This is a genomic window from Dactylosporangium maewongense, from assembly GCF_039531485.1.
Lineage (GTDB): Bacteria > Actinomycetota > Actinomycetes > Mycobacteriales > Micromonosporaceae > Dactylosporangium > Dactylosporangium maewongense.
The window spans coordinates 22,813-34,853 of sequence record NZ_BAAAQD010000059.1 but is presented as its reverse complement, the minus strand read 5'-3'; the positions used below and the strand labels follow the sequence as shown (position 1 = coordinate 34,853).

The 12,041-nt window shown below is 72.9% G+C and carries 10 protein-coding genes; 4 read left to right on the top strand and 6 right to left on the bottom strand.

All coding sequences use genetic code 11. The features are described from left to right. The 3 genes from ABD332_RS58480 to ABD332_RS58470 all read right to left on the bottom strand — a co-directional run. Positions 1–391: dienelactone hydrolase family protein (locus ABD332_RS58480; RefSeq protein WP_344515585.1), on the bottom strand; the 391-nt coding region annotated here is incomplete at its 3' end. Positions 392–401: 10 nt separating this feature from the next. Then, complete coding sequence (locus ABD332_RS58475; protein WP_344515583.1) at positions 402–806, bottom strand: TIGR03668 family PPOX class F420-dependent oxidoreductase; 405 nt, start codon at positions 804–806, stop codon at positions 402–404. Then, the gene (locus ABD332_RS58470) at positions 803–1,636 is read right to left on the bottom strand and encodes an LLM class F420-dependent oxidoreductase (RefSeq protein ID WP_344515581.1); all 834 of its coding nucleotides are present in this window, start codon (positions 1,634–1,636) and stop codon (positions 803–805) included. The genes ABD332_RS58475 and ABD332_RS58470 overlap by 4 nt, the downstream gene beginning before the upstream one ends. A 334-nt stretch (positions 1,637–1,970) precedes the next feature. Here ABD332_RS58470 and ABD332_RS58465 point away from each other — a divergent pair, with 334 nt between their 5' ends. From ABD332_RS58465 to ABD332_RS58455, 3 genes are all read left to right on the top strand, one after another. Next, positions 1,971–2,888 (top strand): NADP-dependent oxidoreductase, encoded by a 918-nt coding sequence (locus ABD332_RS58465; protein WP_344515579.1) that lies wholly within the window; start codon positions 1,971–1,973, stop codon positions 2,886–2,888. Positions 2,889–3,152: 264 nt separating this feature from the next. Beyond that, on the top strand, positions 3,153–3,503 hold the full coding sequence (locus ABD332_RS58460) for a ribosome small subunit-dependent GTPase A (RefSeq protein WP_344515577.1): 351 nt from the start codon (positions 3,153–3,155) through the stop codon (positions 3,501–3,503). Positions 3,504–3,520: 17 nt separating this feature from the next. Further along, the gene (locus tag ABD332_RS58455; protein WP_344515575.1) at positions 3,521–4,267 is read left to right on the top strand and encodes an SAM-dependent methyltransferase; all 747 of its coding nucleotides are present in this window, start codon (positions 3,521–3,523) and stop codon (positions 4,265–4,267) included. 158 nt (positions 4,268–4,425) lie between these two features. On the opposite strand, the gene ABD332_RS58450 is transcribed toward ABD332_RS58455, so the two are convergent. After that, on the bottom strand, positions 4,426–5,259 hold the full coding sequence (locus ABD332_RS58450) for an alpha/beta fold hydrolase (RefSeq protein WP_344515573.1): 834 nt from the start codon (positions 5,257–5,259) through the stop codon (positions 4,426–4,428). 58 nt (positions 5,260–5,317) lie between these two features. Here ABD332_RS58450 and ABD332_RS58445 point away from each other — a divergent pair, with 58 nt between their 5' ends. Then, positions 5,318–8,335 (top strand): AfsR/SARP family transcriptional regulator, encoded by a 3,018-nt coding sequence (locus tag ABD332_RS58445; protein ID WP_344515571.1) that lies wholly within the window; start codon positions 5,318–5,320, stop codon positions 8,333–8,335. Here the strand turns inward: ABD332_RS58445 and ABD332_RS58440 are convergent. Further along, positions 8,311–8,865, bottom strand: a complete 555-nt coding sequence (locus tag ABD332_RS58440; RefSeq protein WP_344515569.1) for a dihydrofolate reductase family protein — start codon at positions 8,863–8,865, stop codon at positions 8,311–8,313. The genes ABD332_RS58445 and ABD332_RS58440 overlap by 25 nt on opposite strands. Positions 8,866–8,971: 106 nt before the next feature. Next, positions 8,972–11,947 carry a discoidin domain-containing protein gene (locus ABD332_RS58435; protein WP_344515567.1) on the bottom strand — a complete coding sequence of 992 codons (2,976 nt, stop codon included), beginning with the start codon at positions 11,945–11,947 and terminating at the stop codon, positions 8,972–8,974. Between the last annotated feature and the right edge of the window lie 94 nt (positions 11,948–12,041).

Below are 12,041 nucleotides of genomic sequence, written 5' to 3'. Positions count from 1 at the left end.
CGACCGCCGGGTCGTTCGCCACGACGTCGTAGGCGGCGCGGACCCGGGCGCGCATCAGCCCGAGGTCGCCGTAGTACTTCCCGGCCTCCGCCGCCGCGCTCTGGTGGTCCTCGAAGCGCCGCCCGGTGCCGTAGAGGTCGGCGGCGAAGGCGTAGTAGCCGAGGCGGGCGAGCATCTGGGCACGGGCCTTGGGGTACTCCCGCAGCCCCGTCCAGTCGTGCACGATGATCACGGCGGGCTTCGGCCCGGCGACCGCGGCGTCGTGGGCGCGGTAGCCCTCCATGGGCTGCCCGTCATGGTCGTAGGCCACCGTCGCCTCGGCGATCTGCGCGCCCGGGCGCTCGGCGACGGCGTCGATGAGCCGCCGGTGCTCGGCGGAGAAGTCGGTCATGACCCCGACTCTACGAGGCCGACCAGCCCGTCCACCGCGCGACGTCGATCGCGATCATCAGGCCCCGGATTCGGTACTGCGGGTAGCGCGCCACCAGCCGCCCGAGCGCCCGGCGGCCCTCCTCCCCCGCCGGGTCGACCTCGCGCGCGATGCCGTCGGCGCGGACCCACCACAGTGCGGACCAGTCCTCCTCGTAATGGTCGGCGAGCACGGCGGCGCGCGGCTCGGCGGCCAGGTTGGCCAGCCGCTGCAGGGCGGTGTGCCGCTTCGGCTTGGCGTCCACGCCGTGGTAGACGGTGTCGCCCTCCAGCGCGAACACGATGGGCACGGCATGCGGCGAGCCGTCCGGGGCGACGGTGGCCAGCCGGGCGACGCGCGCCGCCCCGAAATGCTGCCGGCACTCGTCCGGCGTCACGCGCCTTCGCCGGCGAAGTCGGCGATGGCCCGCTCCCACTGTTCGAGGCCGCGCTCGACGATCGAGCGCGGGCCCGAGGGGATCCACCGGCTGGCGCGCTGGACGCCGGCCTCGTGGAGGCGCTGCAGGACCGCGGGATCGGCCGGCGCCGAGAGCACCTGCACGTCGATCTGGCGCTCGGCCCGGGCCCGCAGCTCGCCGATGCGCTCGATGACGCCCTCGCCGTAGTTGGGGAACCAGGCGTCGCCGAACGCCAGCACGCGGTCCAGCACGCCCGGGCCCATGCCACCGACGAGGATCGGCGGGTGGGGGCGCTGGGCCGGCTTCGGGAAGGACCAGATCCGTTGGAAGTCGACGTACTTGCCGTGGTACGACGCCTCCTCCTCGGCCCAGATCACCTTCATCGCCTCGACCCGCTCGCGCAGCACGGCCATGCGCACCCGCGGGTCGGTGCCGTGGTTGCGCATCTCCTCGCGGTTCCACCCGGCGCCGACGCCGAACTCGAAACGGCCACCGGAGAGCTGGTCGAGCGAGGCGACCTCCTTGGCGGTGATGATCGGGTCACGCTCGATGACGAGGCAGATGCCGCTGCCGATGCGCAGCCGGCTGGTGGCCGCCGCGGCCGCGGTCAGCGCGACGAAGAGGTCGTAGGTGTGCCAGTACTTCTGCGGCAGCTCCTGCCCATCCTGGTACGGCGTGTCCCGGCTGGCCGGGATGTGGGTGTGCTCGGCGAAGAACACGGCGGACTGGCCGCGCTCCTCGACCAGCCGCGCCAGGTCACCCGGCGCCATGGCATCGTGGGTGGGGAAATATCCGACTCCGAAGTCCATGGCCCCATCTCTACCCAGCCGACGACGCTTCGACCGGCACGGGTGCACCCGCTGTCCATAGCCGCCGCGGCCGTCCCCTTGATCCCGGTGAGGCGCTTCGTCAACCCTGACCCGGTCTACCTGCAGTCGACCGGGTTTGTGCTCGACCCGACCGGGTACGTGCTCGTCAGCGTCTGCACTGCCGAGCCATCGGACAACTCGCACCGGACGACGTCATTGGACTGGTCCGCGATGGCCAGTCGGCACAGGCCGTGCAGCACGGCGACACGATCTACGCGTCCGGACAGTTCCACGAGCCCGTACCAGCCGACACGAACAACGCGATAGGTGCCGGATGAAGGCGATTGTGGTGACCGATCAGGCCGCAGGAACGGCCGGGATGACGCTGGTGGAGCGGCCCGAGCCGGAGCCGGCGATTGGTGACGTCATTGTTCAGGTTCATGCGTCGGGATTCGTCCCGACTGAGTTGGCGTGGCCCTCGACCTGGACCGATCGCCTCGACCATGACCGAACACCGTCGATCCCTGGACACGAACTGGCCGGAGTGGTCACCGCTCTCGGCTATGGCACGACGGGGCTGTCGGTGGGACAGCGGGTGTTCGGCCTCGCGGACTGGCACCGCGACGGCACCCTGGCGGAGTACGTGGCCATCGAGGCACGCAACCTCGCGCCGCTGCCCGGCGACGTCGACTTCACGGTGGGCGCAAGCCTGCCGATCTCGGGCCTGACCGCGTGGCAGGGGCTGTTCCAACACGGCCGTCTTCAGGCGGGGCAGAGCGTCCTCGTGCACGGCGCGGCCGGCGCAGTCGGGACGATGGTGACGCAACTCGCACGTGAGGCCGGCGCGTATGTCATCGGTACAGGGCGCGCTGCCGACCGTCAGAAGGCGCTCGACTTCGGCGCGCAGGATTTCGTCGACCTCGACAACGACGCCCTGGAGGACGTCGGCGGCGTCGACCTGGTATTTGACGTCATCGGCGGAGGCATCCAGAGGCGGTCCGCAGGCCTCATCCGGGCCGAAGGAACACTGGTGACCGTCGTGGGGCCGCCCGAGGCGCGGCCCGCCGATGGCCTGGCGATCGACTTCGTCGTCGAGTCCGATCGCGCCCAGTTGGGTGAGATCGTCCAGCGCGTGCGTGACCTACGGCTGCGGACGAACATCGGCAACGTTGCGGCCCTCGACGATGCCGTCGCCGCCCTCAACCCGACTGAGCGACGCAAGGGGAAGACGATCATCCGCGTTCGTCCGTGACGACCAGGAACGGACCAACGTGCCATCCCAAGCGGCGCCGACGTCCACGGAGGGTGTTACCGTACTTGCCGGAGCGATGACCAGTTCGCTGACGGCGATCTAAGGAGGTGTGTTGATGACTGGCGTGGAGACGCCCGCTGTGTGCGGTGCCAGGATCATCCTCACCTCCCGGGCCTCGTCCTGACCTTCGCCTGCCTTCCTCCCTCGTAGGAGTGTTCTCGGCACGCTGTCGTCCGGCGGGGCCCCCGTTCAAAGGTCTCCACCGTGGTTCATCGACCCACGTCATACCCATCTGATCTCTCTCCTCCTGCGCGGCGTGGGCTGCACGACGACGAAGGCCTGGACCAGACCTTCGCAGAGATCACCGACCCGGCGCGGGACTGCCGCTTCGCGGACAGCGCCCACATCAGTGAGCCGGGCTGCGCCGGGCTGGCCGCCGTCGAGGACGGCTACCTCACCCAGCGGCGCTTCGACAGCTACCACCGGCTGTGGCGCGAGAACACCTGTGCCGCCTCCCGCACCGACGCGCGGCTGCGCGGCGAGCTACAGCGGCCGATGAAGCACGGCGCGCGGCTTCGACGCGCCCTCAAGCAATCCCCGCACTTCAAGGCATGACGGAAAGGAATCTGGTCATGGACCTTCCCCGCATCTTCACCATCCGTGAGAGCAGCCACCGGATCCACAACCCGCTGACCGCGGACAAGTTGGCCGCCCTGGGCGCATCGCTCCACCTCGCCCCCGGGACACGAGCCCTCGACCTGGCCAGCGGCTCAGGCGAAATGCTGTGCACGTGGGCGCGTGACCACGGGATCACCGGCACCGGGGTCGACATCAGCACGGTCTTCACCGAGCAGGCCCAGGCCCGCGCCGCCGAACTCGGCGTCGCCGACCGAGTCGAGTTCATCCACGGTGACGCCGCCGGCCATGTCGCGGACCAGCCGGTCGACCTGGCCGCCTGTGTCGGCGCCACGTGGATCGGCAACGGCGTCGCCGGAACGACCGAGCTGCTCGACCGCAGCCTGCGCCCCGGCGGACTGATGCTGATCGGCGAGCCGTACTGGCGGCAGACCCCAACGGACGAAAAGACCGCCAAGGCATGCCACGCCACCTCCATCGCCGATTTCCTGCTCCTCCCGGAGCTGATCGAGCAGTTCCAAGAACTCGGGTACGACGTCGTTGAAATGATGCTGGCCGACCAGGACAGCTGGGACCGCTACGCCGCGGCCCAGTGGCTCAACCTGCGCCGCTGGCTCGACCAGAACCCGGACGACGAACTCGCCCACGAAGTACGGGAAGAACTCACCACCGAGCCCGCCCGCTACGCGCGCTACGGGCGTGAGTATCTCAGCTGGGGAGTCTTCGCCCTCATGAAGCGCTGACACTCCCGTCCCGCGCGGGGCCCAGACGTCATACCCTCTGGGCCCCGCACGGGCCACGTGGTCACCGCAGTGCTCAAGCCGGCAGCATGAACGAGCCGACGCCCGCCCCTCCGTCTCGTCCTCCCCGGCCGCCGGCCGGTACAGCCGCGCCGACGTTCTTAGCCTGGGTAGCAGGTTGAAGCCGAGCACGCGAGCGAAGGCGAATCCGACGATGGAGGCACCGTGCGTACGTCTGCGAGGTCCTCGTCGAGGAACTCCTCAACCAGCGGGACCAGCAGCCCGGCCCGGTGCGGCAGGGAGGTGTGGGTGGTGCCGGGAAGGATCGCGAGGCGGCAGCGCGGCATCGCGCAGACGTCGCCGGGAACACCGCCGCCGAGCAGGCGGAACATCCGCACGGCATGTTCCGGCCGGACGATGTCCGCGTCGCCGACCACGACCAGTGCGGGCACCCGCAGGGCGCGGATCTGCGCCGCCGTCCACCGCGGCGGATGCGCGTCCAGTACCGCCATCTTCGTGACGAGGCGATCCCAGCCCGCCGGGTCGGGCGCGGTACGCAGGTACTCCTCGTGCAGCTCGGAGCCGTGCAGGTGCTCGGGCCGCAGGTGCGCGGCGCCGTCGAGCAGCCCGGGATGCAGGCCACCGCGGTCGAAGGCCGGCGAGGCGAGCACGAGCCGGCCGGCCCGCGCCGGGTGGTGGGTGCCGATCCGCAGGGCGACCGCGGCGCCCAGCCCCCAGCCCAGCAGGTCCGCTCGCGCCAGGCCGAGACGGTCCAGCAGCTGCACCACCTGCGCCGCAAAGCCCCCGACGGTGTACGGCCCATCGCAGTCGGGGCTGCGCCCATGCCCCGGCAGCTCGACGGCGACGACACGCCGGGTGCGGGCCAGTAACGGCAGCAGCGTGCCGAACGACGTATGGATGCCCGACAGCGCGGCCGGCACGAGGATCAGGGGCCGTCCCGGGCCGTCACCGTGCTCCTCAAAGTACATCTCCATACGGCGCAGTGTGCGGGCCCGCGCTTACGGTCGGCTTACCGCCGTAACATGATCCGTCGTGCGCTTCGGGATCCTCGGTCCGCTCGCCGTCACCACCGCCGACGGCGAGCCGGTGGTCGTGCCCGGCGCCAAGGTGCGCATGCTGCTGGCCGATCTGCTGGCGCACCGCAACACGGTGGTCTCCGCCGACCGGCTCATCGAGGACCTGTGGGGCGACGACGCACCCGCGAACCCCGCCGGCGCGCTGCAGGTGCGGGTGTCACAGCTGCGGAAGGCGCTCAACGACGCCGAACCGGGCGCGCGTGACCTGATCGAGTCGCGGCCGCCGGGCTACCGGCTGCGGGCCGACGACGTCGACGCCGACCGGTTCGCCGCGCTCGCCGACGCCGCCGACGTCGACCGGCTCGGCGCGGCGCTCGCGCTGTGGCGCGGCCAGGCATACGCCGACGTGGCCGACCAGGAGTTCGCGCGCGCCGAGGCGACCCGGCTCACCGAGCAGCGCCTCCTCGTGCACGAGCGGCTCGCCGCGGCGCGGCTGGCCCGCGGCGAGCACGACCTGGTCGCCGCGGAGCTGGCCGAGCTCGTCGATCTCCACCCGCTGCGGGAAGGGCTGCGCGTCCTGCACATGCGTGCCCTGTACGCCGCGGGACGGCAGGCCGACGCCCTCGACAGCTACGCCGGTCTGCGGGAACGGCTCGCCGACGAGCTGGGCCTGGACCCGGGACCGGAACTGGCCGCCTTGTACCGGCAGATCCTCGAGCAGGATCCGGCCCTCACCGCACCGCCGAAGTCCGCGATCGTCCGCAACAGCCTGCCCGCCCAGCTGGACGAGTTGATCGGCCGGGCCGAGGCCCTCACGGAGCTGCGCGCCCTGATCCCGGCCGTCCGGCTGCTCACCCTGGTCGGGCCGGGCGGGGTGGGCAAGACCCGGCTCGCCGCGGCGGCCGCCGCCGAACAGGTCCACCCGGACGGCGTGCACCTGGTGGAGCTGGCGCCGCTGCCGCCGGCGGACCCGCGGGTGGCGGAGCAGGTCCTCGGGGTGCTCGGCCTGCACGAGGCACCCGGCACCACCGGGTCCGCCACCGACCGGCTGGTGACGGCGCTGCGGCACCGCGAGATGCTGCTGGTGCTGGACAACTGCGAGCACGTGATCGCGGCGGCCGCCGCGCTGGTCGGGCGGCTGCTGCGCGACGCGCCCGGGGTACGCGTGCTGGCCACCAGCCGGGAGCCGCTGCTGCTGACCGGCGAACAGGTCTGGGAGGTGGGCCCGCTTGCGCTGCCGGGCGACCCGGCCGACGTCGACGCGGTGCGGCGATCGGCCGCGGCACGGCTGTTCTCGGCGCGCGCGGCAGCGCAGCACCGCGGGTTCCGGCTCGACGAGCAGACCGCACCCGCGGTGGCGCAGTTGTGCCGCCGGCTGGACGGCCTGCCCCTGGCCCTCGAACTGGCCGCGACCCGGGTGCGCGCGCTCGGCGTTCAGGGCGTCGTGGACCGCCTGGACGACCGGTTCGAGCTGCTCACCACCCGGCAGCGGGACGTGCCGGAACGGCAGCGGACCCTCACCGCGGTGATCGCGTGGAGCTGGGACCTGCTGGACCCGCAGGACCGTGCGGTGCTGGCCCGGCTGTCGGTCTTCCGCGACGGCTGTACGCCCGAGGCCGCCGAGCAGGTGTGCGACGCCGGCCTGGACGCCGTGGACCGGCTCGTGGAACGGTCGCTGGTGGTGGCCGAGCCGGGGCCACGGTACCGGCTGCTGGAGTCGATCGCGGAGTTCGGCGCCGCGCGGCTCACCGACGCCGCCGCGGTCCGCAGCCGGCACACCGGCTACTTCCGCTCCCTCGCCGAGCACGCCGACCCGCTGTTGCGCGGCCCCGAGCAGCAGCGGTGGCTCGCGATCCTGGATGCCGAGCGGGCCAACCTGCAGGCCGCGCTCACGCACGGCGGCGGCTTGCGGATGGCGCTGGCGCTCACCTGGTACTGGGTGCTGCGGGGGCGGCTCAGCGAGGCCCGCACCGCCCTGGCGCTGACCGGCACGGCCGACGAGGAGCGCCTCGCCACGCCCTGGCGGCTCGGGCTGGCGCTGCTGCAGGGTGAGCGGGTACCCGATAACGTACGGGACGTGCTCGCCCTGGACCCGGCCGGACGGTCGGCCTGGTTCGTGGCGGACGCCGTGATGGACCGTGGTGACCTGGCGCTCGCCGCGGAGCTGCTGCCGGAGCAGTACGACGACGCGTGGACCGAGGCAGCGGTGCTGGCGTCGCGGGCGATGCTCGCGCACGCCGCCGGTGACCTGTCCGCACTGGAGGCGACCGCGACACGCAGCGACGCGCTGTTCGCCGAGCTCGGCGACCGGTGGGGGCGGCTGCGGGCCAGCGACTGGCTCGGCGGGCTGGCGGAGTTCCGCGGCCAGCCCGAACGGGCCGCCGCCCTGCACCGGGAAGGGCTGCGCTGGGCAACCGAGCTCTCGCTGTCGCCGCAGGTCGGCGCGAAACTGTCGTGGCTGGCCTGGCTGGCGGTACAGCGCCTGGACCACGAGACGGCGCGGGAGCTGGCCGAACGCGCCTACCGGCTGGCCGTGGGGCAGGGCGCGCCCACCGCGGTGGTGTTCGCCGAGATGAGCCTCGGCATCGCGGCCCGCCGCTCGGGCCGCCTCGAACAGGCCGTCACCCACCTGACCCGCATCGCCGACCAGGGCCGGGTCGAGCCGAATCCGCCGCCGTACCTGCCGATGATCCTGGTCGAGCTGGCCTACGCGCGGGAGTTGCAGGGCGACCCGGCGGCCGCCCGGGCACTGCACATGGAGGCGTACGAGAGCGCCATCGGCTCCACTCGCGACGGCATCGGCGCTGTCGAGGGCATGGCCACGGTGGCCGAGCCGGCCGTGGCGGCCCGGCTGCTGGGTGCCGCGGCCACCGCCCGCGAGCAGAACTTCGCCCCGGCCGCCCCGGCCGAGCAGGACGAGCTCGACCGGGCGGCGCGACGGGCGGTTGCCGCGCTCGGCCAGGAACGCTTCGACGAGCTGGTGGCCGAGGGCGCCAAACTCAGCCTCGCTCAGGCGGTGGCCTTCGGCCGGTAGGTCGCGACGATGACACCGTTGGTGAAGACCCGGGTGTCGATGAGTTCGAACGTGGCCTTGACATCGCTCAGCACGCTGGAGAAGTTGCCGGCGCCCACGATGACCGGGTGGATCCAGAACTTCACCTCGTCGACCAGGCCGGCCGTGACCAGCTGCGCGGTGACCGCGCCGTAGCCGTACTGCACGATGTTCCCGCCGTCCTGCTCCTTGAGCTTCGCGACCGCCTCGACCAGGTCCCCTTCCAGCACCTCGGTGTTCCTCCAGGAGGGGTCCTTCAGCGTGGTCGACGCCACGTACTTCTTGACGTTGTTGAAGAACGCGGCGCCGGTGGCGGGATCGTTCTCGTCCATCGCCGGCCAGGCCTGCGAGAAGCCGTCGTAGGTGGCGCGGCCCATGAGCAGCGCGTCCGCGCCGTTGGTGATCCCGGAGGCCACCTCGACCGCTTCCTCGGCGAAGTAGGGCGACGTCCACATCGGGTTCTCGATGACGCCGTCGAGGGTGAGGTAGGTGGAGTTGATGAGCTTGCGCATCGGAGGCTCTCCCGGCTGGGTCGTGGTGATCGCTGCTGACAGGGAACACTCTGCCGAGGGCCGCTTACGATTCGCTTCAGGTCGCCTTATGCCGGCTACGGTGAAGTCACGTCACCGACAGGTGCACCAGATCGGGGTCGCCGGTGCGCCACGCCGGCACCGCGACGGCGACGTACCGGGCGGACACCGACCCGCCGAGCGTCGCGTAGGTCACCCCGTCCGTGGACGTTTCGATGCGGGCGGCGGGTGCGGCACCGGTCGTCCACGCCAGCGACACGGCGGTCACGGTCCGGGCGGTGCCGAGGTCGACGACCATCCGCCCGTTGGGGCCGGGCCGCCAGGACGTGGCCGGGTCGCCGTCGACGGCCCGGGACGGTTCACCCATGCCGGCCGGCAGCGGCGAGGTCGGGAACGTGGTGCGGCCGCGGGCCAGGTCGGTCGCCGGGGTGACCGGCCCGCCGAACGTGGCGGTGTAGCTGCGGGTCGCGCCGGCCGGTACCTGAGCCTGCGTGGACCATCCGCCGGCGGCGAGCCGGACGTCGACGGCCGCGCCGGCCGGGGCGGTGACGGTGAGGTGGTGCGAGTCGGCGACGTTGAACCGGGTGCCGGCCGGCGCGGTGCCGGTCACCGTGAACCGGGTGGGTCGCACGGCGCCGCCGGCGGCCGGCACGGACGCGGTCAGGTCCAGCCGGCCGTCGGCGCGGACCACGGACAGCCCCCGGTACAGCCGGTCGGCGCGGGTCAGGGTCAGCACCGCGTTGTCGACCGCGGTCGTGGACAGGTTGAGCAGGGTGAGGTACCCGTCGGCGTCGCTGAGCCGCAGCGTCGACGGCCCGCCGGTCGGCAGGCGCCGGGCGGCGGCCGCGGCCAGGTCGGTGCCCGTGCCGGTGTAGCCCTCGACGAGGGTCGCGGCCGGGATGCTGACCAGGGTCGGGGAGGCGGTGATCGGGCCGGCGGCGCCGTGCGCGACGACCCCGGCCCGGCCGTCGATCCCGGCCCATGCGCCGAGTGTGGCGTCGGGTGCGGTGACGGCGGTGCTCCACGTGACGCCGTCGGTGGAGGTCTGCACGAGGTACGACGTGGCGTACGCGGCCTCCCACGTCAGCGTCACGCCGGTGAGCTGGACGTTGCTGCCGAGGTCGACGGCGAGCCAGCTGTCGGCGCGGCCGCGCTCCTCGCGGGCGACGGCCCAGCGGGTGCCGGCGTTGCCGTCGACGGCGTTCGCGGCGGGGTAGGCCGGGTCGGCCGAGGACACGGTGACGGCGCGGCCGCGGGCCAGGTCGGTGCCGGCCGTGCCGAACGCCTCGAACGCGAACAGCGAGTAGCCGTACTGGGTGGCGGCGGCCCGGCCGAGGAACCGCACGTGCCGGGCGGTGCGGGCGGCGAACGTCAGCCGGTCGGTGCCGCCGTCTCCGACGCCGGTCTGCGGGGTCACGCTGCCGGACGGGCCGGTGAACGTGCGGCTGCCGTCGAGGCCGGGCACCCCGGGCATCGACAGGTTGAACAGGGTCAGCGTGGCGGTGCCCGGTCCGGTGTAGACGACGGTGCCGGTCGGCAGCGTGGCGTAGCCGGCCCAGCCGGCGGCGGTCTGCAGCACGGTGGCGGTGGAGTCGACGCCGTCGCGGGCGGTGGTGTACGCGACGGTCGACTGCCGCAGCGGCGCCGCCGTCTGGGCGGGCAGAAACGCGGGCGCCCGGGTGTCGATCAGCCAGTTGTCGTGGCCCGGCTGCCACAGGAACTTGACCTGGCCCGGCTTGGTGACCGCGGCGGCGAAGCCCGTGGCGCTCTGGTGCGCGGTCAGCCCGACCGCTGGGCCGAAATCGCGGGTACCGGCGGCCGCGGCAAAGAACTCGGCGGACGTCACCGGCTGCACCGGGGTGCTGCGCCAGCGGTGGAACAGGTAAGCGATGGCGAGCTCGGCCCGGGCCTCCGGCTCGTACTTCTCCTCGCCGCTGAATTTCGTGAGCCGGTACTGCGGCGCGTACTGCAGGTACGGCATCAGCCGCGCGGCGAGGTCGGCCTCGGCGCGGGCGGCGTGCGGGTCGCCCTGGACCTGCGCGAGGAACGCGAGGGGCAGCACGTCGCGGCCGTACAGGTGGTACCGGTCGGCGACCATCGGCATCACCGGCTCGCCCGCGTCGCTGGCCAGCAGGCGCAGCGTCGCCCACAGCTCGCGGCCGTTGGGCTGGCGGGTCAGCACCTGCGGCAGCGGCCGGCCGGCGGCGAGGAAGTGCGCGGCCGCCCGCCCCGCGGTCCGCCACAGCTCGGCCTGGTAGTGCGGGTTCGCCGAGTTGTGGTTCTCCACGATGAACGTGTCGTGCAGATTGCGGGCGACGTTCCAGGCGCTGACCGCGCGGCCGTCGACCACGGCCGGGTTGGCCCGGTCGGCCGCGGGCAGGCCGCTGGAGTTGGCCGCCCAGAACACGAACCGCTCCTGCCAGCGGGCCGCGTCGGCGTCGCCGGTGGGCGCCCACGCCAGGCCGGGCGCGATGGCCTGGGCGTAGACGCCCATCTCCTCGAGCTTGGTGTCGCCGACGTACCCGCCGGTGCTGCCGTTCGGCGTCCAGGAGCCGCTGAGCGGGTCGTTGCCGGTGCCCAGCCCGTACGCGTACGCGGCCTGCCCCCGCGCGATCTTGTCCACGTTCGCGCGGGTGGTCGCGTCCAGGTCCGCCCACAGCAGCCGCGCGGCGAGCACGAAGTACAGCTCGAACGTCGAGTCCCAGAACAGCCGCTGCCCCCAGTCGGCGCCGCCGGCGAGCTTGTTCGTCGCGGCGAACCGGGTGATCGTGGCGAGGGTCCGGGTGCGCAGGGTGGCCGCGTCGACGCCGGCAAGGTCGGCGTCGTAGCCGTCGCTGGTCAGCAGGACGGCGTTGCCGAGGACAGCGGCGAACCGGAAGTCGGCGGCCCGGTAGGCGCCGGTCGCCGGGTCCCACTGCTGCTGCACCCAGCGGGTGTGCACGAGCAGCAGCCGGTGGTACTCGTCGGCGACCGGGTCCGTGACCGCGGCCGCCGACGGCCGTGGCAGGGCGAGGGCACCACCGGCGGCGGCGAACGCGGCGAACAGGGTGCGGCGGGTCATCATGCCGAGTACCGTCGCAGCGCCCCGATACCGAGTCAACATCTCCAAAAAGGTTTACAAAACCCTGGTCAGCGGTCGCTGTGAACTGCTCGTCCAG

What these genes read in the sequence shown, in the direction of transcription:
- ABD332_RS58470 (WP_344515581.1), bottom strand. Translation starts at nt 1,636, where the DNA reads ATGGACTTCGGAGTCGGATATTTCCCCACCCACGATGCCATGGCGCCG.
- ABD332_RS58465 (WP_344515579.1), top strand. Translation starts at nt 1,971, where the DNA reads ATGAAGGCGATTGTGGTGACCGATCAGGCCGCAGGAACGGCCGGGATG.
- ABD332_RS58455 (WP_344515575.1), top strand. Translation starts at nt 3,521, where the DNA reads ATGGACCTTCCCCGCATCTTCACCATCCGTGAGAGCAGCCACCGGATC.
- ABD332_RS58450 (WP_344515573.1), bottom strand. Translation starts at nt 5,259, where the DNA reads ATGGAGATGTACTTTGAGGAGCACGGTGACGGCCCGGGACGGCCCCTG.
- ABD332_RS58440 (WP_344515569.1), bottom strand. Translation starts at nt 8,865, where the DNA reads ATGCGCAAGCTCATCAACTCCACCTACCTCACCCTCGACGGCGTCATC.
- ABD332_RS58435 (WP_344515567.1), bottom strand. Translation starts at nt 11,947, where the DNA reads ATGATGACCCGCCGCACCCTGTTCGCCGCGTTCGCCGCCGCCGGTGGT.